Annotated in this window: 22 protein-coding genes; 10 read left to right on the plus strand and 12 right to left on the minus strand. The window is 70.8% G+C overall.

Annotated elements, in window-relative coordinates; genetic code table 11:
- The first annotated feature begins 21 nt into the window (after positions 1-21).
- Positions 22-516, plus strand: coding sequence for a caib/baif family protein (locus tag G4D86_RS21170; protein ID WP_205519667.1), 495 nt, complete (start codon positions 22-24; stop codon positions 514-516).
- Positions 517-535: 19 nt separating this feature from the next.
- Here the strand turns inward: G4D86_RS21170 and G4D86_RS21175 are convergent, their stop codons facing one another.
- Both G4D86_RS21175 and G4D86_RS21180 read right to left on the minus strand, forming a co-directional pair.
- Positions 536-1,723: a class I SAM-dependent rRNA methyltransferase gene (locus G4D86_RS21175; protein WP_163995795.1), complete on the minus strand. Its 1,188-nt coding sequence runs from the start codon at positions 1,721-1,723 to the stop codon at positions 536-538.
- An 8-nt stretch (positions 1,724-1,731) separates the two neighbouring features.
- Entirely contained in the window at positions 1,732-2,991 is a 1,260-nt protein-coding gene (locus tag G4D86_RS21180; protein ID WP_205519668.1) for a metallopeptidase family protein, read from the minus strand.
- A 108-nt stretch (positions 2,992-3,099) separates the two neighbouring features.
- Between G4D86_RS21180 and G4D86_RS21185 the strand changes: the two genes are divergently transcribed.
- Positions 3,100-3,681, plus strand: coding sequence for a Maf family protein (locus G4D86_RS21185; RefSeq protein ID WP_163995797.1), 582 nt, complete (start codon positions 3,100-3,102; stop codon positions 3,679-3,681).
- 3 nt (positions 3,682-3,684) lie between these two features.
- Here the strand turns inward: G4D86_RS21185 and G4D86_RS21190 are convergent, their stop codons facing one another.
- Entirely contained in the window at positions 3,685-4,647 is a 963-nt protein-coding gene (locus G4D86_RS21190) for a DHH family phosphoesterase (RefSeq protein WP_163995798.1), read from the minus strand.
- A 390-nt stretch (positions 4,648-5,037) separates the two neighbouring features.
- Here G4D86_RS21190 and G4D86_RS21195 point away from each other — a divergent pair, with 390 nt between their 5' ends.
- Entirely contained in the window at positions 5,038-5,280 is a 243-nt protein-coding gene (locus G4D86_RS21195) for a hypothetical protein (protein ID WP_205519669.1), read from the plus strand.
- Positions 5,281-5,578: 298 nt separating this feature from the next.
- Here G4D86_RS21195 and G4D86_RS21200 read toward each other — a convergent pair whose 3' ends face one another.
- Positions 5,579-7,102: a TolB family protein gene (locus G4D86_RS21200; RefSeq protein WP_163995799.1), complete on the minus strand. Its 1,524-nt coding sequence runs from the start codon at positions 7,100-7,102 to the stop codon at positions 5,579-5,581.
- A gap of 122 nt (positions 7,103-7,224) precedes the next feature.
- On the opposite strand from G4D86_RS21200, the gene G4D86_RS21205 reads away from it, so the two are divergent.
- Both G4D86_RS21205 and G4D86_RS21210 read left to right on the plus strand, forming a co-directional pair.
- Positions 7,225-8,022, plus strand: coding sequence for a TatD family hydrolase (locus G4D86_RS21205; RefSeq protein WP_163995800.1), 798 nt, complete (start codon positions 7,225-7,227; stop codon positions 8,020-8,022).
- Between the two features lie 27 nt (positions 8,023-8,049).
- A complete protein-coding gene (locus tag G4D86_RS21210) occupies positions 8,050-8,943 on the plus strand; it encodes a tRNA threonylcarbamoyladenosine dehydratase (RefSeq protein ID WP_163995801.1) in 894 nt (297 codons plus the stop codon).
- Positions 8,944-8,961: 18 nt separating this feature from the next.
- Here the strand turns inward: G4D86_RS21210 and G4D86_RS21215 are convergent, their stop codons facing one another.
- Positions 8,962-9,939 carry a PD-(D/E)XK nuclease family protein gene (locus tag G4D86_RS21215; protein ID WP_163995802.1) on the minus strand — a complete coding sequence of 326 codons (978 nt, stop codon included), beginning with the start codon at positions 9,937-9,939 and terminating at the stop codon, positions 8,962-8,964.
- A 123-nt stretch (positions 9,940-10,062) separates the two neighbouring features.
- Here G4D86_RS21215 and G4D86_RS21220 point away from each other — a divergent pair, with 123 nt between their 5' ends.
- From G4D86_RS21220 to G4D86_RS21230, 3 genes are all read left to right on the plus strand, one after another.
- Positions 10,063-10,881: an SDR family oxidoreductase gene (locus G4D86_RS21220; RefSeq protein WP_163995803.1), complete on the plus strand. Its 819-nt coding sequence runs from the start codon at positions 10,063-10,065 to the stop codon at positions 10,879-10,881.
- 176 nt (positions 10,882-11,057) lie between these two features.
- The gene (mutY, locus tag G4D86_RS21225; protein WP_163995991.1) at positions 11,058-12,227 is read left to right on the plus strand and encodes an A/G-specific adenine glycosylase; all 1,170 of its coding nucleotides are present in this window, start codon (positions 11,058-11,060) and stop codon (positions 12,225-12,227) included.
- Positions 12,228-12,412: 185 nt separating this feature from the next.
- Positions 12,413-12,637 carry a DUF2934 domain-containing protein gene (locus G4D86_RS21230; RefSeq protein WP_163995804.1) on the plus strand — a complete coding sequence of 75 codons (225 nt, stop codon included), beginning with the start codon at positions 12,413-12,415 and terminating at the stop codon, positions 12,635-12,637.
- Positions 12,638-12,649: 12 nt separating this feature from the next.
- On the opposite strand, the gene G4D86_RS21235 is transcribed toward G4D86_RS21230, so the two are convergent.
- A complete protein-coding gene (locus G4D86_RS21235; protein ID WP_163995805.1) occupies positions 12,650-13,744 on the minus strand; it encodes a uroporphyrinogen decarboxylase/cobalamine-independent methonine synthase family protein in 1,095 nt (364 codons plus the stop codon).
- A gap of 130 nt (positions 13,745-13,874) precedes the next feature.
- On the opposite strand from G4D86_RS21235, the gene G4D86_RS21240 reads away from it, so the two are divergent.
- Positions 13,875-14,459 (plus strand): outer membrane protein, encoded by a 585-nt coding sequence (locus tag G4D86_RS21240; protein WP_240360382.1) that lies wholly within the window; start codon positions 13,875-13,877, stop codon positions 14,457-14,459.
- 12 nt (positions 14,460-14,471) lie between these two features.
- Here G4D86_RS21240 and G4D86_RS21245 read toward each other — a convergent pair whose 3' ends face one another.
- From G4D86_RS21245 to G4D86_RS21260, 4 genes are all read right to left on the minus strand, one after another.
- Positions 14,472-14,768 carry a hypothetical protein gene (locus G4D86_RS21245; protein ID WP_163995807.1) on the minus strand — a complete coding sequence of 99 codons (297 nt, stop codon included), beginning with the start codon at positions 14,766-14,768 and terminating at the stop codon, positions 14,472-14,474.
- Positions 14,769-14,871: 103 nt separating this feature from the next.
- The gene (locus G4D86_RS21250; protein WP_163995808.1) at positions 14,872-15,561 is read right to left on the minus strand and encodes a hypothetical protein; all 690 of its coding nucleotides are present in this window, start codon (positions 15,559-15,561) and stop codon (positions 14,872-14,874) included.
- Positions 15,562-15,651: 90 nt separating this feature from the next.
- A complete protein-coding gene (gene metH, locus G4D86_RS21255) occupies positions 15,652-19,167 on the minus strand; it encodes a methionine synthase (RefSeq protein WP_163995809.1) in 3,516 nt (1,171 codons plus the stop codon).
- Positions 19,164-20,060, minus strand: coding sequence for an ArsR/SmtB family transcription factor (locus G4D86_RS21260; protein WP_163995810.1), 897 nt, complete (start codon positions 20,058-20,060; stop codon positions 19,164-19,166). Before G4D86_RS21260 ends, metH begins: the two co-directional genes overlap by 4 nt.
- A gap of 96 nt (positions 20,061-20,156) precedes the next feature.
- Between G4D86_RS21260 and G4D86_RS21265 the strand changes: the two genes are divergently transcribed.
- Positions 20,157-21,035, plus strand: coding sequence for a patatin-like phospholipase family protein (locus G4D86_RS21265; protein WP_163995811.1), 879 nt, complete (start codon positions 20,157-20,159; stop codon positions 21,033-21,035).
- A gap of 6 nt (positions 21,036-21,041) precedes the next feature.
- On the opposite strand, the gene G4D86_RS21270 is transcribed toward G4D86_RS21265, so the two are convergent.
- Entirely contained in the window at positions 21,042-23,603 is a 2,562-nt protein-coding gene (locus tag G4D86_RS21270) for a Kelch repeat-containing protein (RefSeq protein WP_163995812.1), read from the minus strand.
- Entirely contained in the window at positions 23,600-24,481 is an 882-nt protein-coding gene (locus G4D86_RS21275; RefSeq protein WP_163995813.1) for a hypothetical protein, read from the minus strand. The genes G4D86_RS21270 and G4D86_RS21275 overlap by 4 nt, the downstream gene beginning before the upstream one ends.
- Positions 24,482-24,698: the final 217 nt, after the last annotated feature.

Below are 24,698 nucleotides of genomic sequence, written 5' to 3' on the forward strand. Positions count from 1 at the left end.
CATGGGCAAGGAGTGTCCCTGGTGGTGAAGGAGAAAGGAACGCGGCCCCAGGTGGACCCGCTCGCGGAGGAGAAGGCCGCGCGCGCGGTAGTGGCCACGCTGGGCAAGCGGGAGTTCCTGGAGCAATTCCAGAAGCTGACCAAGAGCTACGCGACGGACCCGGGCAACCCCGGCTCCTACGCGTGCGAGGGCTGCCAGCGCTGCGCGAACTGCATGTTCTGCAAGGACTGCGACAGCTGCTTCCAATGCACCCACTGCACCCGGTGCGAGCTGTGCAACAACTGCTCGCACTGCGTGGAGTGCAAGAGCTGCCACGCGTGCGCCTACTGCGTGCAGAGCGAGAACTGCACCAGCAGCGCGTACCTGGTGCTCAGCCGCAACCTGCAGGACTGCAACTACTGCTTCGGCTGCGTGGGCCTGGCCAAGAAGGACTTCCACATCCTCAACGTCCCCTTCCCGAGGACGGAGTACTTCAAGGTCGTGGGCCGGCTGAAGAAGGAGCTGGGGCTGCCGTAGCGGCCCCCGCGCCGCGTGGCTACAGGGCCCTCACGTAGAGGGCCTTGAGGTACTCGGTCTCCAGCAGGCCACCGAGCACCGGGTGGTCCAGCCCGGCGCCGCGGCGCTCCAGAATCTGCACCGGCCGCTTCGCATCCGCGGCGGCCGCGAGCACCATCTCCTCGAAGCCGGCGCGGTCCAGCTTGCCCGAGCAGGAGCAGGTGACGAGCAGCCCGTCCGGCTTGAGGCAGCGGAAGGCGCGCAGGTTCAGCTCGTGGTAGGCGCGCAGCGCGGTGGCCAGGCCCTCGCGGCGCTTGGCCAGGCCGGGCGGGTCCAGCACGATGGTGTCGAAGCGGCGGCCCTCCGTGTCGAAGCGGCGCAGCACGTCGAAGGCGTTGGCGTTCTCCACACTGACGTTGGCACGGCCGTTGGCCTCGGCGTTGGCCTTCGCGCGCTCGGCGGCCTTCGCGTCCTGCTCCACCGCGAGCACCGAGGTGCAGTTGCGCGAGAGCGAGAGGGCGAAACCACCGTGGTAGCTGAAGAGGTCCAGCCCCTCGCCGCGCGCCAGCTCTCCGGCGCGCAGGTGGTTGTCCACCTGGTCCAGGAAGGCGCCCGTCTTCATGTCCCCGAGGAGGTCCACCTCGAAGCGGCTCGCGCCCTCATGGTACGTGAAGCGCGCCTCGCCCTCGCCATGGAGGAGGCGCGCCTCGCGGGGCAGGCCCTCGAAGTCGCGGCCGGAGCCGTCGTCCCGGGCCACCACGTGGGTGGCGCCGGTGAGCTCCACCAGCATGCGCGCCAGCGACTCCTTGCGCGCGTCCATGCCCTCGGAGAGCGTCTGCAGCGTGAGGCCCTTCCCGTAGCGGTCCACGAAGAGGCCGGGCAGCAGATCCGCCTCGCCGTGCACCAGGCGCAGGCCGTCGCGGCCGGACAGTGGCGCGCGGCGCGCCAACGCGGCCTCCAGCCGGCGGCGGAAGAAGGCGTCGTTCACCGGCTCCTCGGCGGGGCCCTTGCGCGTGAGCAGGCGCAGCGCCAGCGGCGAGCGGCGGGCGTAGAGCGCCTGGCCGATGGGGTTGCCCTGCGAGTCCACCACCAGCACCACCGCGCCGGGGCCCTTCACGTCGGGCGGGGCGGCCAGCTCGGTGCGGTACAGCCAGGGGTTGCCATGGCGGAGCGACTTCGCGCCCTTGGGGGTGGTGCGCGCGACGGGAAGTGCTGCTTGGGGGGGCATCGGGCTTTTCACTCCAGGCCGCGCGCGGCCAGCTCTTCATCGTCCTCGCCGCGAAGGTGCCCGATTTCGTGCAGCAACGTCACGCGAATCTGCTCGCGCAGCTCATCGGACGTCCGCACCGCGCGCGCCAGGTTGCGCCGGTAGAGCACCACGGAGCGGCACGGCGTCTCGGTGCCGTCGCAGGGCTCGCCCAGCGGGGGGCCCCGGAAGAGGCCCAGAATCGTCGGCGACAGCGGGGGCTGGTTGGCCAGCAAATCTCCGTCCGCGGGCAGCTCCTCCGCGGTGACGGGCACGCCCTCCAGGTCGCCACGCATGTCGGCGGGCAGCGCGGCCACGGCGCGCGTCACCTCGGCGCGGAAGTCCGCCTCCGAGGGCAGGGGCGGCGCGGGGAAGTCCTCCGGAGCCAGCTGCCGGGCCTTCTCGAAGTGCGTCTGCGCCAGCTTCCACTTCCCCTCGCGCTCCATCAGCAGCCCGAGGTGCTGGTACGCGTGCGCGGCGCGCTCCTCGTCGTCCACCAACGTGGAGAAGGCCGTCCGCGCCTCCGCGAAGCGGCACAGCTCGAAGAGGGCGAGGGCGCGCTCGTAGAGGGCCTCCTTGCTGCCCGGCTCGCGGGCCAGGACGATGGCGGCGCGCGCGAGGGCCTCCTCGGACTCGCCGAGGTCGTTGAACGCCATGGCCGCCACCAGAGCGAGGTGCGGCACCAGCTCCGGCGGCGTACCGGGCTGGGACAGGCCGCGCTCGGCGTAGAGGGCGCCCAGTTCGTCGCGCTCGCGCGTGGAGGGCAGCTGCACGGCGTACAGGTGCGCCGAGCCGAGCAGCGCATCCGCGTCTCCCGGGTCGATGGCGAGCGCGCGCGCATAGGCGAGCTGTGCCTCAGTCTCACGGCCGAGGGCGGCGAGCGCCACGCCGCGCTCGGCGTGGGCAGGGGCGAGGTCCGGCTCCAGGGCGGCGGCCTGCGCGGCGCAGGACAGGGCTTCCTCGAAGCGGCCGTCGTCGAAGTAGCGGCGGGCCGCGTCCAGCGGGGCCGTGCCCTCCGCGCGGCATACGGCAAGCGGCTGCACCCGGTGGGTGGCGTCTCCGGGCGTCATGACAGGAGCGTCTCCGGAGCCCGGGGAGCCCGGGGAGCCCTGGGCGCCCGGGCCCGGCGCGGCGGAGGCACCCACGGAGGACAGGGCTGGAGCGCCCGCGTCCGGCACCGCCGGGGCCGGGGCGTTCCGCTTACAGGCAGACAGGAGGAGACAGAGGGCGAGCAGACAGCGCCGCGACATGGGCCGCCAGGGTACGGCATCACCCCGTGGGCGTGAAGCGGGGACGTGCATGCCCGCCCGCCTGGCGGCATCCTGCGTGAAGTGGAGGTCCACCCGGTTGGAAGCCCTATGAGAGACCTGATTCTGGCGTCAACTTCGAGCGCCCGGCGGGCCCTGATGGACGGGCTGGGCATCCCCTACCGCACCGAGGCCCCGCGGGTAGACGAGCACGTGTCCCCCCACCTGTCGGCCGCAGAGGCCGTGCGGGAGCTGGCCGTGCGCAAGGCCCGCGCGGTGAAGGACCGCAACCCGGGCGCGTGGGTGCTGGGGGCGGACCAGCTCGTGGAGGTGGGCGGCGAAATCCTCACCAAGCCCGCCGACCGGGACGCCGCGCGGCGGCAGCTCGGCAAGCTGCTCGGGCGCGGCCACGACATCCACACCGGTGTGTGCCTGCTGGGGCCGGGCGGCCACATCACCGAGGCCGTGGAGCGCGCCCGCCTCACCTTCTACCGCGTGCCGGCGGACGAGCTGGAGCGCTACCTGGACCTGGACGAGTGGCACGGCTGCTGCGGCAGCTACCGGGTGGAGGGTGCCGGACAGGCGCTGCTGGAGCGGCTCGAGGGAGACCGCTCCAACGTGCAGGGCCTGCCCATGGTGGCCGTGGTGCGGCTCTTGCGGCAGGCCGGCTTCCCCTTCTTCGAGCCCCGGTAGGCTTCAGCCCGCGGTGGACAGCTCCGCGAGGATTTCGGCGTACGCGGCGCGGGCCTTGTCCGCCTGGTCCGCCTTGAAGCTGGCGGCGGCGACGACGGGGTGCCCGCCCCCGCCGTAGCGGCCGGCGATGGCGGCCAGGTCGTGCTGGCGCAGCTCGGGCTTCCACGGGTTGGAGCCGAGCGACACCTTCGCGCGCGAGGCCCCCTTGCCCACCCACAGCGTGTAGCGCGCGTCCGGGTAGAGGGCGTAGGCGATGAACTTGTTGAGGCTGTCCACGCCCTCGTCCACCAGGTCGAAGAAGACGACGCCGCGCTCGTAGCGGGCCTTCGCGCGCACCAGGTCGATGTGGCCGCGGTGGCGCTCCAGCAGCGGGGTCAGCGGCGCGGCGATGAGCGGCGAGGCGGCGATGGCCGCGAGCGGCTCGGACTGCATGCGGCGGATGACTTCCGGGATGAGGGCCGGGTCCTTGTTGGCCTCCAGCACCGTCATGATGCGCAGCGCGGGCTCCTCCAGGGCCACCGCCATCTGCGGCGTGGGGAACTGCGCGCCATCGATGAGTTCCGCCCAGTGGATGAGCTCCGCCATGGGCGAGGCGTCCCAGCCGAAGCGCTCGCGCGCCACGTCCGCGAGGTACTTCGTGCAGCTCTTGCGGTGCGCGTCGTGGAACTTGCGGCCGCTGGTGTCCGCGCGGAAGTGCGCTTCGTCGCCGGGCTGCTGAAAAGCTGAGACATGGTGGTCGAACCACCACGTCAGCCGCGCGTCCTGGCTGTAGCGGAAGTCGACGATGACATTCTCCTCGCCGGTGAAGACGGCCGGGTCGATGCCCTCGGCCCCCGGCTTGTGCGCGAGCCCCAGGTACCGGAAGGCCGCGTCCGGGCGGAGGCGCTCCCGGTAGAAGCGCGAGAAGACGGCCGCGCTGGCGGCGCCGTCGAAGCAGCTGTCGTGGAAGAGGACCTGGACGTTCATGGCGAGGCTCCCTTATCGCAACGCGACTTCCACGTCAGGGCGGCCTCGAATCCCACTCGGGAGCATGACCCTGGAGGGCGAGAAAGTCGGGTGACAGTGGGGTCATACAGACCTGCCCTACGGACGCTTTTGGGCAGCTGCCAGAACCTTGACTGTTGAACGAAACGTCGAGATTGCGAGCCCAACTGAACGAAAAAACTCGACAGAACGGAACACCACCCCGGAGGGCACCCCGCCATTTCACCGTGCGTGTCGCGGAAACCCGCTATCCGACTGGGGAAAAGTGCGCCATGTCACACCGGGCAGGTAGCCAGGCCTCTGGCACTCCGTCTGCATATGTCAGACCCCAAGTGTACTCACCCGTGCAGCGCGACGTGGTGGGAGGAACACATGGCCAAGAGGACGACACGCAAGAGCGGGACACTCACCCGGCAGGGACGAAGGGTGATGCCGGCGCTGCGGCGGACCGCCCAGCGGGCCCGGGCAGTGGCGGAGAAGGCCCACCTCACGGTGGGAGAGGTCATCGCGGCGGCCTTCGACACCTCCGGCGGAGAGCTGGGGGAGGTCCTGGAGTTGGTGACTTCGCCGCAGATGACCCGGGCGCTGGGGCGCCGCATCATCCTGGAGGGATAGCCCCTCCCCTGCCCCCTCCTGCCGCTCCCGGATGATGGGACGCGGGCGGGAGGGATGTCGCGTTCCCGCTCACCCTTTAGCCGCCGCCCGGGCTTCCGGATGCCGGCGCTCCCGGGTGGGCGCTCCCTTCCAGACACCTCTCCGAGTTCCTGACGCCGCGGTGCGTCTCCGGGCGCACGGGTTCGCGGCCCCGTGGCCACGCACTGCGCGGTCTTGCTTCGGGTGGACAGACGAAGGCCCGCGCCCCGCTCGGTGGCGGGACGCGGGCCTCGTGCTCCAGGACGTCAGGCGCCTGGGCCTACTTCGGCTGCCAGCGCGGGCGGTGGTCGTCACCGGCGCCGGTCTGGATGGTGTAGCCGCCCTTCGGGTGGATGATGGGGGCCACGCCCGCGGCCGCCCGTCCGGTGGCCGGGTCGATCTGCTGGACGTAGAGCTGGCCCCCCTTCACGTAGGCCAGGTAGCGACCATCCGGAGAGAAGGACGGGAGCGTCCCGCTTTCGACGAAGGAGGCCTCGTCCGCCGCCCCCGCACCCGTCTGCGTGTTGATGAGCCGGACGAAGAGGACGTTGCCGGGCCGGTCCGGGCACAGCGTGGCCGAGGCGTTGCCACAGAGCTCCGGCGCGAACCCTTGCCGATTGGAGTAGTAGGCCCGCACGTAGGCGACCATCGAGCCATCCGGCGCCCAGGCGGGATTGGCGATGTACGAGTCGATGGAGCCGCCCGGCGCGGGCTCGGTGACGGGCTCGGTGGTGAAGTCCGCAATCGTCTGCACCGTGCCGCCCGTGACGGGAATCACGAAGAGCGAGGTGTTGAAGTCCCCGGGCTTCGTCGCGTCCGCCCTGAGGAAGAGCAGCTGGTTGTTGGCCCGGTTGTAGTGCGGCTGCTCCGCGGTGCCACCCGAGCCGGCGATGGGTGCGGGCGTGCCTCCCACCGTCGAGGTCGACAGGCCCTCGGTGGCCGTGCTGAACGCGAACGTCGTTCCGTCGCTGGCCCAGTCCGGGAACGTCCCGGTCTGCGTGGCCTCCACCACCGCGCCACCGTCCGCCGGCACCGCCGAGATGCCCGACGTGCTGCTGGCCTTCCTGCGGACGTAGAGGATGGAGGTGCCCGGCTCCCACTCCATGTAGCGGAAGCTCTCGGTATTGCCGGTGTCGCCATCCGCGAAGACCGCCGCCTGGTCCGCGACGAGCGGGATGTCGCGCACGACCAGCTCACCTGCCTCATTTCCAGAGTTCTTGCCCGTTTCAATCGCATTCTGGGCGAAACCAATCCTCGAGCCTCCCGGCCCCCAGCGCGGGTAGCGGCTGCTCGTGCCGGCGTCCGTCAGCGGCACCATCCCGGGCGTGTCGTAGCGCATGACCACGGCCATGTAGCCCCCGTCCGCATCCATGGTGGTGGTGACGGCCACGTGCATGGCCTGGCACAGGGACGGAGTCCCCTCGCAGCGCAGGCCCGGCAGACAGTCCGCGGACGAGATGCAGGCCTCGCCCTTGGGCACGCTCATGCTGCCCGCGTCGGTGCCGGCGTCCACCTGCATGCCGGCGTCGGTACCGGCGTCCACCTGCGTGCCGGCGTCCACGCCCGCATCCACGCCCGCGTCCTCTTCTCCCGTGCCCGCATCGGTCCCCGCATCCTCACCGGAAGGCTGCTCCACCGGGCGCTGCTCGCACTTGTTGTCCGAGTTGCAGCTCCACTCCTGCCCGGCTGCGGGCTGCCCGTTGTCGTTACGGCAGTCGAACGCATCGGTACACTCATCCCCACAGCCCGTCGTGAGCACCCACAGCGCGCAGCACAGCGCGCTGACAACCACACGTCTGGTCATAAAGACCCTCCGAAGTACCAGGGGGCCGCGTATAGCTTCACGACTCCTGGCCGCGCGGGGTTTGCTGCGCGGGAACTGGAGGCCGTGTTCCTGAATGAACGGCCACCTGTGCTGCGTGCTCAATGATCGACACCCATTGCCACCTGGATGCGACTCGCTTCGACCTTGACCGTTCCGAGGTGCTCGAGCGCGCCTGGGCCGCGGGCCTCCACGGCATCGTGATTCCCGGCGTCGGCCCGCATGACTGGGAGCCCCTGCTCGAGCTGTCGCGACAGGACGCGCGCCTTCAAGTCGGCCTGGGCATCCACCCACAGCTCCTGCCGGAGATGCCTCCCGAGGAGGACGAGGCCGTGCTCGAACACCTCGACGCGCTGCTGTCCAAGGGCGGCGCGGCGGCCGTGGGCGAGTGTGGCCTGGACGGTCCCTCCATTCCCGGTGCGTCGCTGGAGCGTCAGGTGTTGGTGCTGAAGCGGCACCTGGCACTCGCGCGCAAGTATGGGCTGCCGGTGCTGATGCACTGCCACCGGCTGCACCCCGCGCTCATCGAGCTGCTCAAGCAGGAGCAGATGCCCGAGGCGGGCGTGCTCATGCACAGCTACAGCGGCGGCGTGGACCTGGCGCGCTTCTACCTCCAGAAGGGCTGCCACTTCTCCTTCGCCGGCCCCGTCACGTGGGCAGAGGCGCGCAAGCCGCTGGATGCGCTGCGGGCCATTCCCCTGGAGCGGCTGATGGCGGAGACGGACGCGCCGGACCAGGCGCCCACGCCCCACCGGGGACAGCGCTCCGAGCCCGGCTACCTGCCCCGCATCATCGAGGGCATGGCCCGCGTCCGGGGAGAGCCTGTCGAGGTGGTCGCCCAGCAGACGACCGAGAACGCGCGTAGGCTGTTCCGGGAAGCTTTCCCCCTGCCTTCGCGGTAGGCGAGCGTCGCGTTATAGAGGACCGCCATGAACCCGCAGCCGCTCCCTTCGACCACCCCCGAGACTGAGACTCCGCCCGTTGCCCCGGCCACCCAGGCGAAGGGGGACAACTCGCTTGCCCGCCCCTTCAAGCTCTCCCGGCGCTTCGACCGGACGGGCCGGCTGCTGGGCGACAACGCGATGGAGCGGCTGGCCAACGCACGCGTGGTGGTGTTCGGCCTGGGCGGCGTGGGCAGCTACGCGGCCGAGGGGCTCGTGCGCAGCGGCATCGGTCACCTGACGCTGGTGGACCATGACGACGTCTGCGTCACCAACACCAACCGCCAGCTCCACGCGACGGTGAAGAGCGTGGGCAAGAGCAAGGCGGAGCTGATGGGCCAGCGCTGCCAGGAAATCAATCCGCAGGCGAAGGTCGAAGCCGTGCGCGAGTTCTACCGCGAGGAGGTGGCCGAGCAGATGCTGCAGGCCGGTCAGTACGACTTCGTGGTGGACGCCATCGACAACGTGAAGGCCAAGCTGCACCTGCTGCACCGCTGCGTGACGCTGGGCATTCCGGTGGTCAGCTCCATGGGCGCCGCGGGCCGGCTGGACCCCACGGCCATCCGCGTGGAGGACCTGTCCGAGACGCACATGGACCCGTTCGCCAAGGACATCCGCAAGCTGCTCAAGCGCAAGTACGCCGTGGAGACGGACCGGCACACCGGCATCACCGCCGTCTACTCCATCGAAGCGCGGCGCATGCCGGTGACGCTCCAGTACGACGACGCCACCGACGGCTTCCTGTGCGTGTGCCCGCAGGACAACGAATTCCACACCTGCGACCACCGCACGCAGATTGACGGCAGCGTGGCCTTCGTCACGTCGTGCTTCGGCATGAATGCGGCCGGCGTGGTGGTGCGGCGGCTGGCCTCGGCGCGGTAGGCAACCCTCCGCGCCGCTTCAGGCCACCTGCTGCTGGCGCTGGGCCTGGAACTCCGCCACGGCGGCCTCGCGCCCGCAGGGGCGGCGGAAGACGCAGCGCGCGCAGGAGCCCACGTCGTCCGTGGGCGGGAAGGCGGGCGCGTCCAGCGGCGTGTTGGTGGCCACGTCCTGCAGGAGCGCGCGCATCCTCGCCACGCTCCCGTCGAAGTGGCGGCGGAAGGACTCCATCGCCGCCGGGTCCACCGTCACGTCCTGCTCCTTGCCCTCGTTGAGGTACACCAGCGAGGCGCGCACCTTCTCCACCGGGACGCGGTAGCGCTGCGACACGTAGAGCGCGTAGCCGAGCACCTGCTCGTCGTATCCGTCCCGCGACTTGCCCGTCTTCCAGTCCACCACCACCGTGGTGCCGTCCGCGTCCACGAAGGCGAAGTCCGGAATGGCGAAGACCTTGATGCCGTCCAGGGTGAAGTGCGCGAAGTCGAAGCCGGCATCCACCTCCAGCCACTGCTGCGGCTTCAGGCCCCGCGCGAGCTGCGGCCAGCGCGACGCGAAGAACCACGCGAGCGCGCCGCGCACCGTCTCCCAGTTCTGCTTCCACGCCTCGTCCGGCACCGTGTCGCCGTACTCGTGCTCCACCAGGCCGGTGAACTGCTTGCGGTACTTCTGGTTCCAGTACGCCTTCCCACGCGAGTGCCGGAAGTCGTCCTGCATCAGCTTGCGCGCCCGCGCCTCCACCGTCGCCGGGTCCACCACCCGCCCCGCCTGCCAGTCGAGCAGCACGTCCTTGATGCTCTCGTGCACCACGCTGCCGGCCCAACTGAAGCGGTTGGCCAGCTTCTTCAGCACGTACAGCTCCCGCACGTCCTTCGCCGCGTCCGCCTCCCACCCGCCCCAGGAGCGGTAGTAGTAGAGGTAATACGCACGAAGGCACTCGGAGAACTTCTCGTGGCGGCTCTTGGACCAGGAGAAGTCGTTGCTGAGGGTGGGGCGCCGCATGGAAGCGGCGCATCCTAGGCGTTCGTCTGCCCCTCCAGAAGGGGGACGAGCAAGGAAACGAGCGCCCGCCTTGCGTTGAAAGACACTTGGGCGACCGAACCGTGCGGGTAAGGTGCGCGCGCTATGAAGACCCAACCCTACAAGGGCCGGACGGTCCTCATTACCGGGGCTTCCGCGGGCATCGGGCGGGCGGCGGCGAAGCGGTATGCGGAGGCAGGCGCCGACGTGGTGCTCGCGGCCCGGCGGCTGGCGGAGCTGGAGGACGCGGCCCGTGAAGTGACGGCACTCGGAGCGAGAGCACTGCCGGTGCGGTGCGACGTGACTCGCGGCGAGGACGTGGAGCACCTGGTGCGCGAAACGGAGGCCGCCTTCGGGGGCCTGGACGTGCTCGTCAACAACGCGGGCCAGGGGCTCTATGGCCCGCTGGAGGCGATCAGCGAGGCGCAGCTACGGCAGGTGTTCGAGCTGAACGTGTTCGCGCTGTGGCGGGTGACTCGCGCGGCGCTGCCGCTGTTGCGCAAGCGCCCGGGGGCGCAGGTGGTCAACGTCAGCTCGGTCCTGGGCCACCGGGGCCTGCCGATGCTGGGCGGCTACTGCGCGTCCAAGGCCGCCGTGAATGTGATGACCGAGTCGCTCCGCGCGGAGCTGGCCGCCGAAGGTATCCGCGTGCTGCTCGTCTCGCCCGGGCTCACCGAGAGCGAGTTCCGGGAGAATCGCCTCCACGCGGAGGGATGGAAGCAGGACGCCATTCCGCTGAGGGCCATGTCCGCCGAGGAGGTCGCCACCGCCATGGTGCGCGCCAGCCTGCGCGGACGCCGCGACACCGTGCTCACCCTCCCCGGCCGCGTCATGGTGATGGCCAACCGGCTGGTGCCCGGACTGTTCGACCGCGTCGCCCGACGCCTGGCCGCCGACGCACGTCAGCCGAAGAAGGACGCATGAGTCTCCGGAGTCCTCGTACGAAGCGGGCCGGGTCCGAGCAGGCCCCGGCCTCCGATGCACCTGACACCTCGGGCCCGAAGCCGCGTGCGAAGCGCGCATCCCCCGTGAAGCGCAGCGCCCCTTCCGCGCGCGAGAAGACGGCGGGCGAGCGTGGACCTACCGCTCAAGCGCTCCGCGTGGAAGACAGCGCCCCCTCTGTCACCGCGACTCCCGCCCGCCGCGCGAAGCGCACCGCGTCCGCCGCGCCCATCGCCGTTCCAGGCTCCGCGCACCTCGCCGCCGTGCGCGGTCCGCTGCTCGGCTGGTACGACCGCAGCAAGCGTGACTTGCCGTGGCGCCGGACGAGAGACCCGTATGCCATCTGGCTGAGCGAGGTCATGCTCCAGCAGACGCAGGTGTCGACGGTGATTCCATACTGGGAGCGCTTCCTCACGCGCTTCCCGACGGCGCTCGCGCTGGCCGCCGCGCCGCTGGACGACGTGCTCGCAGGGTGGAAGGGGCTGGGCTACTACAGCCGCGCTCGCAACCTGCACCGCGCCGCGCAGGAAGTGGTGTCGCGCTTCGGCGGCAAGCTGCCCGCCACCGCCGAGGAGCTCCTCACCCTGCCCGGCTTCGGCCGCTACACCGCGGGCGCGGTGGCCTCCATCGCCTTCGGAGAGGAAGCGCCCCTCGTCGACGGCAACGTCGCCCGTGTGCTGTCGCGCCTCTTCGAGGTGGAAGGACTCCCCGGAGACCGCGAGCGCGAGGCCACGCTGTGGACCCTCGCCACCGCGTTGGTGAAGGGCGAGCGGCCCGGCGACTTCAACCAGGCCCTCATGGAGCACGGCGCCACCGTGTGCCGGCCGGAGAGCCCGCTGTGCCTGCTGTGCCCCGTGCGCGACGCGTGCCTCGCCTTCCGCAAGGGGCGCGTGGATGAGTTGCCTCCCGCCAAGGTGCGCGCCGCGCCCAAGAAGCTGACGCTGGCCCTCGCGGTATGGACGCACGCGGGCACCCTCCTCTTCGCCCGTCGCGCGGACGCGGGCCTCTTCGGCGGCCTGTGGGAGCTGCCCGCCGCCGAGGTGGACGAAGACCTTCCGGCCGCCGACGCCACCACGCGGCTCGCCGCCGCGCTGGGCACGGAGGTGAAGCTCGAAGGCGCGCTGGGCACGGTGAAGCGGCAACTCACCCACCGCGACCTCACGCTGCGCCTGCTCCGCGTGTCCGGGCCCCAGCGCCCCACGCGCACGCCCGCCTTCCAGGAGCTGCGCTGGTGCACTCCCGAAGAGGCGTCCGCGCTCGGCATGAGCACCGCCATGCAGCGCGCGCTGGACGCCGCGCTCGCCTCGGGTGTGTTGCGCGGAGATTGACAGCGCCGGGGCCCCACTCCGCAGGTGCGGCGCGCCCTCACACGGTGCGGCAGGTCCCCTGTCCGACACCCGACAGAGCCTCATTCATCCTGTTGCTCCGAGAACCCCTGACCCTGGGGGTCGGTTACGCACGCGCCCATCCGCGCCCCAGACTCCGCGCGTCAACCCCTCTGGAGGAGGCTCCCATGGCACGCAATACCGCCAACAAGCAGACCCCCCACACACCGGCGAGCATGCCCGCGCGCCCCACGAATACGGAGCCCATGACTTCGGCGCTCCGCAACAGCCCCACCCACGAGCAGATTGCCCGACGGGCCTACGAAATCTTCCTCGCCCGGGGCAGCACGCCCGGCAACCCCGAGCATGACTGGTTCCAGGCGGAGCGCGAGCTGCGCCTCGGCCGCCAGTAGCCGCACACCCCCTCAGTGGGGATTGGGCGTCTGGCGGGCCGCGGGACGCTCCGCCTCGAGCGCCCCGCGCAGCCGTCGCTGCGCCGCCTTCAGCTCCTCCAGGATGCGCTCGGCGTCCACCACCGAGCGCATCGCCAGCCCGCACGCGGGCGTCAGCACCACGGTGGACACCACCTGCGGGAAGGTGAAGCCGCGCGGCAGCGCCGCCTTCAGCGACGCCTCCACCGAGTCCACCAGCTCCCCCACCTCGTACGCGGACGCCAGGTCCGTGGGGACGATGCCCAGGCTGAGCGTCGCGCCCGACGCGAGGAAGCGCTCCAGTGCCTCGCGCTCCTCCACCATCGCATCCAGCGACAGCCGCACGTCCAGCGACAGCAGGTCCGGCTGCACGTCCAGCAGCGCGCCCCAGTCCGTGTTGCCGCAGCAGTGCACGCCCACCAGCGCGCCCTCGCGCTGCAGCGCCACCACCAGCAGCTTCAGCTCCTGCAGCGCCAGCAGGTGCCGCGGCTGCGTGCGCTGGAAGGCGTAGAGCCCCGGCTCGTCCAGGAAGAACAGCGGCGTGGTGCCCGCGCGCCGCAGCGCCTTCACCATGGCCAGCGAGCGCGCCAGCACCAGCCGGAAGATTGCCTGGTCCAGCCCCGGCACCTCCAGCGCGGACTGCCCCGTCGAGGCGCGCGCCACCGAGCGCACCGTGAAGGGCCCCGCGAGCTGCGCCTTCGCGAAGGCCAGCTTCCGCGTCTCCACCTCCCACAGGAAGGGCCGCCAGGCGCGGCACCCCTCCGGCGAGGGCTCGTACGCCTCCAGCTTCCCGGCGGACAGCGCCGCCTCCAGCCGCGCCTCGAAGTCCGCGCGCCCCGCCTCCCACGCCGCCAGGTCCACCGTGCACAGCCCTTCCGCGTCGAAGGCCAGGCCCGGCAGCCCCTCCAGGGCGGCGGGAATCATCAGCTCGGACGGGTGCCCCACCGGGAGCTGCGGCAGGAAGGGGATGTCCTGCGCCAGCGCGGCCTGGAGCCCCAGCTCCACCTGCGTGTGCGGCAGGCTCCCGATTCCGGTGGTGGCGCAGGCGGGCAGCAGCTGGACGGCTCGACGGATGTTCGGGGCGCTCATGCACCCACTCTAACCGCTCGCCCCTCCCTCCGGGGCTGCTCAACATCCCCCGCGTGCCGGGTTCCGGACCTCTCGTCCCGGCCCCATGCTTTCCGCGGACACGCCTGGCGGGCCGAGGAGGGACGCGGCGATGACGCGACACGCATTGCGGGCGGGCACCCTGGCGGCGGCGCTGCTGGCCACCCCGGCCCTCGCGGAGGACAGCAACCCGGAGCTGCAGCCGGCGCCCGGCTTCGGGGCTTCTGGATTGACGGTGCACAGCGGGCTGACGAGCTACACCGGACCGCTCGGCGGCGAGACGGACGTGGGCGCCTTCATGGACATCCAGTGGGAGACGCCGCTCCTCCCGGCCCTCGGCCTGGAGGCCGGCTACGAGGGCTCGGCCAATGGCTTCGCGCAGTCCAACGTCGGCGCGCTGTGGCGGCACAACCTGGGCGCTGTCGCCAAGCTCGGGCCCACGCTCGGGGGGCACTGGAAGCCCTTCGTCGGCGCGGGCCTGGGCATCAGCTACATCTACACGAATGGCGCACCGGATGAACGCAATGGCTTCGTCCCGGAGTTCCCGCTCGCGGCCGGCGTCGAGTACCGGTTCAATGGCGTGACGGCGGGCGCACGCGCCAGCTACCGCATCATCGGCGGTGAGGCCTTCACCTCCGGCCCCAGCTACGAAGGCGACCTCCTCACCGCCGGACTCAGCCTGGGCGCACGCTTCTAGCCGCGGGCGCGCTCACTCCGCTTCGATGGCGCAGCCGCACCGCCTGCGGCACGTCGTTCCACCCGACACGATCTGCCCGGTCGAGTTGTCGCGGCAGAAGAGCGTCTCCTCCTCGTACCCCGAGGCACAGGTGCTCGACGTCTGGCCGGTACACACCCACGAGTACCCCAGGGACGTGGTGCCAAAGGGACATCCCGTCGGGCACAGCGCCTGCTCGGTGGACTCGAGCGACGCCTCCGCTCCGTCCGTGGCCGGGCCGCACGCCATCACACCCAATGCGAGGCAAACCGTCGCGAAGAGCTTCTTCATGTCTGTCTTCCCTCCCTGGTGAGCCGTGGAAACAGGAAGGAATACACAAACATCGGATGGGAGGAATCCGTGAAACCCCATACACGGCACTCAACGACACACGTCAGAAGCGCCCCATCAACCCCAGGGTGCCACCGCGCGAGGACACGCCCACCGTGGGCGTCCACCACATGCCGGTGCCGCGAGACGACGCCGCGAGCGTGCGCGGCTCGGGCTGCGCCCAGGACGAGGTGACCTCATACGTGACGATGGACGTGGCCAGCGGGAGCACGATGAGCAGGGGAAACACCTGCTCCGCGCCGACGTCCGACATGTAGAGCCCCGCCGCCGCACTCCCCGCCAGCAACCCCAGCCCCACCGTGGGGAGGAAGCGTCCCCGCCCGTCCAGCAGCGAGCCCGAGCCATACACCCCCAGCGCCGCGCCGAGCGACCAGCCCACGAGCGCGCCACCCACCAGGCCCGAGCCGTCACAGACATCCCCGTCGCAGCCCAGCCCCCCGATGGGAAGCGTGGCCACCATGCCCACGAACGCGCCTCCCACGCCGCCCACCGCCCCGCCCATGGACTCGAGGAGCACGCGGCCCGCCACCCGTCCGGGAGGCTCCGGCGCCCACTCCACCTCCGCGGCCGGCCGCGAGGGCAGCGCCTCGGGCGGGACGGACTCCGCCGACTCCTCCTCGGCGACCTCCTCCACGCCGATGAGCGGCGGTGGCTGCAATGACTCGGTGGACTGGGCGAGCACCGCGCCCGGGAACAGTCCGAGCACGAGCAGCACGACACGGATGTCAGACACGGGAACTCTCCAGCGGGGTGTGGCCCCTCTGGGCCAGAGAGGACGCGTGAACCCGGTGCAGCTTCCGAGCCACGCGCCGCCGTCACCCGCTCACGTCACGGAGAAGTACGAGGCCTGCGGGTGGTGGAAGACGATGGCGGACACCGAGGCCTCCGGCTCCATCATGCAGCCGTCGGTGAGCTGCACGCCGATTTCTTCCGGGCGCAGCGCGGCGAACAGCTTCGACTGGTCCTCCAGGCGCGGGCACGCGGGGTAGCCGAAGGAGTAGCGCTTGCCCGAGTACTCCGCGCGGAAGCGCTCCAGCATCGTCATGTCCGGACGGTCCGGCGTGCCCCACATGCTGCGCAACTGCGTGTGCAGCAATTCCGCGTAGCCCTCCGCCGTCTCCAGCGCGAGCGCCTGCACCGCGTGCATCTTCAGGAACTCGCCCTTCGCCTTCAGCTCCTCCGCCAGCTCGCGGATGCCCGCGCCCGCGGTGACGACGAACATGGCCACGTTGTCGCGCGGCTTGCCGCCCTCCAGCGGCCGCAGGTAGTCCGCCAGGCACAGCCCGCCCTCGCGGTCCTGCCGGGGGAAGTCGAAGGACGCCGCCTCCTTGCCGGTATTCCCGTCGAAGAGCACCACCCGGCTGCCGTCGCTGCCCGCCTGGAAGAACTGGAAGACGGAGCGCGCGTGCATGAGCCCGCCGCGCAGCACGCCCTTCAGTTCCTCCACCGCCTCCTTCAGCGCCAGCGCCTTGCGCCCCTCCTCCGTCTTCGCCAGCTCCGCCTCGGCCGGCGTGCCCAGCGCGCGCGACGAAGAGCGCAGACCCAGGTGCCGCCCGTACAGCATCACCGGGTTGATGAACTTCCAGATGTGGTCCAGCGGCGTGTTCGTCAGCACGTGCCGCTCGAAGTCCGGCGCCTTGGGCACCGTCTCCAGCACCTGGATTTCGGCGCTGCGTCCGCGCGACACGGGCGCCGCTGCAACCGGGCGCTCCTTCACCTCTTGCGCCAGCTTCTCGCGGCGCACGGCCAGGTCGCCGCGCAGCTTCTCGTGCGCGCCCGGGTCCACGATCTGCTTCGCCAGGTCCAGGCCGCTCATCGCGTCCTGCGCGTAGGCCACCGTGCCGCCGCCGTAGGCCGGGGCGATGTTGCGGTCCACGAAGTTGCGGCTGAGCGCCGCGCCGCCCACCAGAATCGGCGTCTCCACGCCGGCCCGCTTCAAGTCTTCGGCCGTCGCCACCATCTGGTGCGCGCTCTTCACCAGCAGGCCCGACAGGCCGAGGATGTCCGGCCGGTGCTCGCGCACCGCCTGCACCAGCTGCTCGGGCGGCACCTTGATGCCCAGGTTCACGACGTGGAAGCCGTTGTTGGCGAGGATGATTTCCACCAGGTTCTTCCCGATGTCGTGCACGTCGCCCTTCACCGTGGCGAGCACCACCTTGCCGCGCATGGCCGCCTGGGCCTTGCTCATGTGCGGCTCCAGGTGGTTCACCGCGGCCTTCATCGACTCGGCGCTCTGGAGCACCTCCGCCACAATCAGCTCGTTGGCGGCGAAGAGGCGGCCCACCTCGTCCATGCCCTTCATCAGCGGGCCGTTGATGATTTCCAGCGGCGCGTACTTCTTCATCGCCTCATCCAGGTCCGCGGTGAGGCCGTCGCGCGTGCCCTCGATGATGTAGCGCTGCAGCCGCTCTTCCAGCGGCAGGCTGCTGACGGCCGCGCGGGCCGGCTTGCGCTCGCGGAAGTGCGCGGCGAAGGGCGTCACCGGGTCCGTGCCGCGGTTGTAGAGCAGGTCCTCCGCCAGCTTGCGCTCCTCCTCCGGCAGCGAGGCGTAGCGCTCCAGCTTCTCCGAGTTGACCAACGCCATGTCCAGGCCCGCCTGGACGCAGTGGTACAGGAAGACGGAGTTGAGCACCTCGCGGCCTGCGGTGGGCAGGCCGAAGGACACGTTGGAGATGCCCAGCACCGTCTTGCAGCGCGGGAAGCGCTCCTTGATGAGGCGCACGCCCTCAATCGTCTCCACGCCGCTGCCCGTGTACTGCACGTCGCCGGAGGCGCACGGGAAGACGAGCGGGTCGAAGTAGAGGTCCTCCGGCTTCATGCCGTACTTCTTCGTGAGCAGCTCGTACGAGCGCTCCGCCACCTCCAGCTTGCGCTGGCGCGGAACGGCCATGCCCACCTCGTCGATGCAGCCCACCACCAGCGCCGCGCCGAAGCGGCGCGCCAGCGGCACCACCTTCTCGAAGCGCTCCTCGCCGTCCTCCAGGTTGACCGAGTTGATGATGGCCTTGCCCTGGCTGTACGTGAGCGCCATCTCGATGACACGCTCGTCCGTGGAGTCGATCATCAGGGGCACGCGCACCTTCTTGACGACCACCTCCAGGAAGTTGCGCATGTCCTCCAGCTCTTCGCGGTCCGGGTTGGCGAGGCAGATGTCGATGACCTGCGCGCCCCGCTTCACCTGCGCGCGAGCAATCTCGGACGCGTCGTCGAGCTGGCCCGCGACGATGAGCTCCTTGAACTTCTTGCTGCCGATGACGTTGGTGCGCTCGCCGACGATGAGCGGGCGCTCGTCGTCCTTCACCTCCAGGTAGTCCACGCCGGACAGCGAGGCGCGGGGCCGGGGCGAGGCATTCCGGGGCTTGAGCCCCTTCACCGCCTGCGAGAGCGTCTCGATGTGGCCCGCGTGCGTGCCGCAACAGCCACCCACCACGTTGAGCCAGCCCTGCTCACAGAAGCGCTTGAGCGAGCGGGCAATCATGTCCGGCGTCTCGAGGTAGTGGCCGTTCTCGTCCGGCAGGCCCGCGTTGGGCACGCACGACACGGGGAACGGGCTCATCGCGGACAGCGAGCGCAGGTGGTCCGTCATGAAGTCCGGGCCCGTGGCGCAGTTGAGCCCGAGGTACAGGAGGTCCGCATGCTCCAGCGATGCGGCGAGGCTCTCCACGCTCTGCCCCGCGAGCATGGTGCCCATGGGTTCAATCGTGCCGGACACCGCCACCGGCAGCGAGTAGCCCAACTTGCGGAAGGCCTGCTCGATTCCGAGGAGCGCCGCCTTCACGTTGCGCGTGTCCTGCGCCGTCTCCACCAGCAGGTAGTCCGAGCCGCCGAGCGCGAGCCCCTCGGCCTGCACGGCGAAGTTCTGCACCAGCTCCTCGAAGGTGATGCCGCCGGTGACGCTGATGGCCTTGGTGGTGGGGCCAATGGAGCCCGCCACCCAGCGCATGCGGCCGTCCTTCGCCTCGGCGGCGGCGGCGGCGTTGCGCGCGAGCCGGGAGGCGACTTCGTTGATTTCGAGCGCCTTGTGTCCCAGGCCGAACTCGTTGAGCACCAGCGGCGTGGCGCCGAAGGTGTCCGTCTCCGTCACGTCCGCGCCCGCCGCGAAGTAGCGCGCGTGGATGCTCTCCACGAGCTCGGGCCGGGTGAGGACGAGATTCTCGTTGCAGCCCTCGTACTCCGCGCCTCCGAAGTCCGCCGCCTTGAGGTCGTGGTTCTGGAGCAGCGTGCCCATGGCGCCGTCCAGCACCAGCACGCGCTCGCGCATGGCGGTGCGCAGGGCCTCCACGCGGCGGCCGTTCTCACCAGAAGGGGGAGGCAGTGCGGCGGGCAGGTGGCTCGTCATGATGGTTTGACTCCGGTCAGCAGGAAGACGCGGAAGGGACTGGCCCCGTCGCGCGCGTGCGTGTCGCGGGTAAGGGACGTGAAGCCGGCCTCGCGCAGGGCGGCTTCGAGAGACTCGGGCGCGAAGCCCAGGTGCCGGTGGCCCAACCGCTCCAGCACCCAGCGCTCCTCGTGCGGCATCAGCTCCAGCAGCACCAGCCGGCCGCCCGGCTTGAGCAGGCGGGCGGCCTCGGCCAGCGCCGCCTCGGGGGACTCCACGTGGTGGAGGCTCTGCGAAATCACGACGAGGTCCATCCGCCCCGCCTTCAACGACAGGCGCTGCAGGTCCTCGCACAGGAAGGTGATGTTGGAGCGCGCCTCGCGGCCGGCGCGCTCGCGGGCCTGCACCAGCGCGTCCGCGTTCTGGTCGATGGCCCACACGTGCCGCGCCCACCGCGCAATCGCCACGCTCAGCACGCCGGTGCCACAGCCGAAGTCCGCCACGTCCAGCGGCGGCAAGAGCGACGCCAGCGCCCCGGCCCACAGGAACCACGACTGGCCCGGCTCCAGGAGCCGCTCGTTGAGCGCCTGCCTGTCCTCGCGCGCGCGCAGCAAATCCTTCAGTCGCGCCGAGTCCCCCGCCGCGTCGTCCGCCTCGCGCGCCAGCCGGATGAGCGGCCAGCGCGAGTCCTGCTGCTCCAGCGCCAGCGAGTAGTAGCTGAAGCCCGCCTGCCGCTCCTCACGCAGGAGCCCCAGGCCCTTGAGCTTGCCCAGGTGGTGCGACACCGACGACTGCGCCACGCCCACGAGGGACACCAGCTCCGTCACGTTCAACGGGGCCTCGGCCACCAACCGCAGGATGCGCAGGCGCGTCGGGTCTCCGAGCACCCGGAATGACTGGGACAGCTCCTCCATATCGTCGCATCAACATACGTCGATACTCCGACAACCGCCAGCACTCTCTAGACGCATCGCGTTGCCTGATTCCGGACAGTGGCGTACATCCTGGGAATGGCCTCTCCCACCCTGCACCAGCTCCTCGATGGAAAGCGGTTCGGCCTGGTCCTCTCCGCGGGCTACTTCGGCTTCTATGGGCACGCCGGCTTCCTCAAGGGGCTGGCGGCCTCGGGGCTCAGGCCCCAGGTGTACGCGGGCACCTCCGCCGGCGGCATGGTGGCGGCGTACGCGGCGGCGGGCATCCCCGTGCACGCGATTGAGGAACTGGTGCTGCGGCAGACGCGCGCCAACTTCTGGGACCCGGATCCGATTGGCGCGGTGCTGAACGCGGATGCCATCGGCCACGGGATGACGGGCCTGCTCAAGGGTGAGCGCTTCCGGAGGCTGCTGGAGGACACGCTGGCGGTGCGCAGCTTCGAGGACCTGCCGCACCCGCTGCTGCTGGTGGCGTCCAACCTCACGCTGGGCCGGCACGAGGTCTTCACCTCGGGCGAGCTGGCCCCGCGCGTCCACGCCACCTGCGCGTACCCGGGCCTGTTCCGCGCGGTGCCACTGGAGGGCAACCTGTACTGGGACGGCGGACTGGTGGACAAGGCGCCCGCGCTGTCGCTCAACGAGAGCGCGGTGGGGAAGGACCTGGACGCCATCCTCGTGCACTTCCTGCCCAGCCGGACGCGCAAGGTGGTGGGTGGGCCCATGGCGTACGCGCAGGGGCTGGCGTCGGGCTCGGCGGCGCTCCGGAGAGACCACTTCCGGCTCCAGCTCACCGTGCTGGAGCAGCGGCAGGTGCCCGTCTACGTCGTCGTGTCCAACCTGCCGCCGGTGACGCCGACGACGATGGAGCGCGGCTTCGACGCGCTGGACCAGGCGCGCCTGTCCGCCGAGCGCGCCCTGGCGCGGCCTCCGGTGCCCTTCGCGCAAGCGGAGTGGTGAGGCGCTTCAGGGGATGTAGAGCTCCGCCCCCGTGTCGTTGGTGCCGCCCGTGACGAGCACCCTTCCGGTGGGGAGCAGCAATGCGCGGTGACCGCTGCGTCGCTCCCCGACAGTCTTGCTCGTGGGAGTCCAGTGCCCCGTGGCCGGGTCATGAATCTCCGAGGTGAAGTTGGTGTAGTAGTTGGGGCTTCCTCCCGGCTTGGTGGTCCCCCCAATCACCATCACTCTTCCACCTGGAAGGAGCACGGCGGCGTGGTCATGACGTCCAGAGAGCATGAAGCCTCCGGCGGTCATGTTGCTCAAGGCAGTCCATTGGCCACTCTCGGAAGCGTAGGAATCCGTGGCCTCGAGAGAGTGCGCGGCGAGAAGCTCATTGCTCGAGCCGGGCAGGACCCGAAAGCCTCCGGCCACGAAGACCTGGCCCGAGGGCAGCAACGTGGCAGTGTGCGCACTCCGGGGCAGGCGCATGGAGGTGGCTTGAGTCCAGCTCCCATTCTCCACCTCGTCATAAATCTCCGCGGTGGCGAGGTACGTCTTTCCGCTCTGGCCGCCCGTGACCAGCACCTTCCCTGAAGGCAGCAGCGTCGCCGCATGGGCAGTGCGTCCCTCCGCCATGCTCGTCGTATAGGCCCAGGTTCCAGCGTCCGGGTCGTACAGCTCCGCCGACGCGAAGCCTCCCGTTCCACCGGTGACGAGCACCCGGCCCGAGAGCAGCAACGTCGCCGTGTGGCTGCTACGGTTCAGACTCATGAGGCCGCTCGCGGTCCAGCTCCCGGAGCCCGGGTCGTACACCTCCGAGGGGACATTCTCCGCCGTGCCTCCCGTCACGAGCACCCGCCCCGAAGACAGCAGCGTGGCCGTATGGCTCTCACGCGGAGTGGCCATGTCACCCGTGCGAGACCACCGACCCGTGAGCGGATCGAACAGCTCCGCGGTGGCGAGCCGTGCACCGGTGGAATCCACCCCGCCTGTGACGAGGACCTGGCCGGAGGTCAGCAGCGTCATCGTGTGGCGCTTGCGCACCGAGCCCATGCCGTTCGTGCGCTTCCAGACGCCAGTGCCTGGCTCGTAGCGCTCCACGCCCGTCACCCCTCCGCCCAGGACCAACGCATCCCCTTGTGGAATGGTGAAGGCCGCATGGCCCGTGCGCGACGCGGCCATTCCCGGCGCGGAGCTCCACGCATCGCGTTCCGGGTCATACAGCTCCGCGGTCCGCAGCGGATTGCCATAGCTGCCGCCGGTGACCAGCACCTTTCCCGAGCCCAGGAGACTGGCACCGTGGCCGGTGCGCCCCGGGGACGCCATGGCACGGATGGACGACCAGGTGCGCGATGACGGGTCATAGAGCTCTCCCGTGGTGAGGGGCGCGGTTGCACCGGTGCCCGCGAGCACCAGCACCTTGCCCGAGCCCAGCAGGGTGGCCGAGTGGCCCGCGCGCCGGGCCTGGGCCATGGAGCCAGTGGAGGACCAGGTGCCCGTGCCCTCGTACGGGTCAAACAGCTCCGCGGTGGCGAGGAACTCCGAGGCCGGCGCCCCCCCGCTACCGAAGTACGTCCGGGTTCCCCCCACGGCCAGCACCCCGCCGCCCGCCAGGACGGTCAGCGTGTGGCCATGACGGGCCTGAAGCAGCGACCCCGTCGCGGACCACGTGCCCGCGCTCGGGTCGTACAACTCCGCGGTGTTGAGCGAGACGATGGCTCCCCAGCCCCCCGCCACCAGCACCTTCCCGTTCATCAATCGGACGGCCGAGTGGAAGTACCGGCCATTGGCCATGACGCCTGTCTGGGTCCAGGTTCCCGTGCTCGGGTCGTAGAGCTCGGCGGACGTCAGGGGGCCACTGGAGTTGCTCCCGCCCGCGACCAGCACCTGCCCCGTGGACAGCAGTGTCGCGCTGTGGCCCGAACGCGCCACCGTCATTGCGCTGGTGGGGGAGACGGTGCCTGCCACGGGGTCATAGAGCTCCGCGGAGGTCAGGGTGGTGCTCCCGTCGAGGCCGCCCACCACCAGGATCCTGCCGTCGTACAGCATGGTGGCGGTGAAGCGCTCACGGCTGACGGACAGGGTGCCCGCGGGCTTCCAGGCCGGGCAGTCCGGTACCCCACCGACGAGGAACCGGACCGGGGTGAAAGGTCCCAGGGAGTGGGTGATGGTGGCCGTGACGAAGGGCGGTGTCCCGTCGGGAAGGCAGTCCGGAGCCGTCCACTGGATGCGGCTGGTGGTCGCGCCGTCTTCCTGCACGCCCAGCGAGCCCGAGGTGGCGGACCACTCGAAGCGCAGGCTGCCTGCCGGAGGCGTCTCCGTTGCGACCTGGAACGTGAGCGTGCCTCCCCCCTGGGTCATGGGCATCAGCGGCTGGGTATTCGTCACTCGCGGCGGGCCGCCTGCGTCCGGCGCAGTACCCGCGTCCGGCGCGGCTGGCCCCGCGCCCGCATCCGGGTCTTCGTCCCCTCCGATGCTTGTCCCGCAGCGCGCAGGAAACCGTTCGCAGAGTTCCTGCTTCTCCACGTCGAAGTCGGCACAGCCCGTGCCCAGCAACACCAGCACGGCCCACAGCGGGAGCGTCCTCACGGCCACCTCCCGGACACGAGGGCCGACGTCCCATCCGTCCCCATGCTCACCGAGACATGCTCCGTGGGCGCGCCGAGGAGATACATCCCGGCCGCCACGCCCAGCCCGACCACTCCCGCGCCCACCAGGCCCACGCCCGCGGTCTGCAACGTGCGGCCGCGCGAGACGCTCCGGTCCACGTCCGCCGGCGTGGCCAGCGAGGCATCCGCGCTCCGCAGCTTCGACAATTCCGTCCGGGACAGCGCCCACGACACGCCACCGGCGGCGGCCAGCGCGCCACCGATGATGGCGGGCAGATGCGCCCTGGAGCGCAGCGAGGACTCCGTTCGCGTCTCGGGGCCGCGCGCGAGCGGCACCTCGGCACGCGCCACCGGGGCCTCCAGGGTCGCGGGCACTACGGGGGACGGAGCTTCGACCCGTGGAGACTCCACCAACTCCTTGCGCGGAGCATCCGCCACGGCGGCGGGCGCGGGCGCCTCCGGCGCGCGCTCCCCCCTGGCCAGGCCGCGTTTGACGCCCACTCGCAGCGCCTCGAACTGGCGAGACATCTTGGGCGACACCTTCGCCGGAAGCCGCGCTTCGGGCTGGAGGAACAATGCGGCCTTGAAGGCCGCATTGGCCTGCTCCGTGCGGCTCAGCTCCGCCAGGAGGATGCCCTCCCAGAGCGACAGCGCCACGTCGTCCTCGAGTCCGCGACACAGGTGCCGGGCCGTGACGAGCTGCTCGAGTGCGCGCTCGAACTCCAGGTCCTCGTAGAGGCGCCCCACGGACACGAGGTAGGGGCGCACCTCGGGCCCCGGTGCCGCGTGCGCCCCCAGGGGCACGAGGACGAGAAGGACCCCGCACAGGGCCCCTCCCAACACTTGACCTGAGTGCATGCGCTCCCCCCGGACTGCCTCACGCACCTAACACGCGGATCATCGACCCGGCAGATGCACCGAGGCGCCAGCACGGGTGAGGCGGACGACACCTACCCGCGCCCGGAGGCACTCCATGACGCCCGACCGCAGCCGGCGCCCATGTCCGGTTTCAGACAATCTCCAGACCCTAACGGGCATTCGATGACAGACCGGAATTGTAAGACGTCCGCGTGAT

The organism is Pyxidicoccus caerfyrddinensis (genome assembly GCF_010894405.1).
Classification (GTDB): domain Bacteria; phylum Myxococcota; class Myxococcia; order Myxococcales; family Myxococcaceae; genus Myxococcus; species Myxococcus caerfyrddinensis.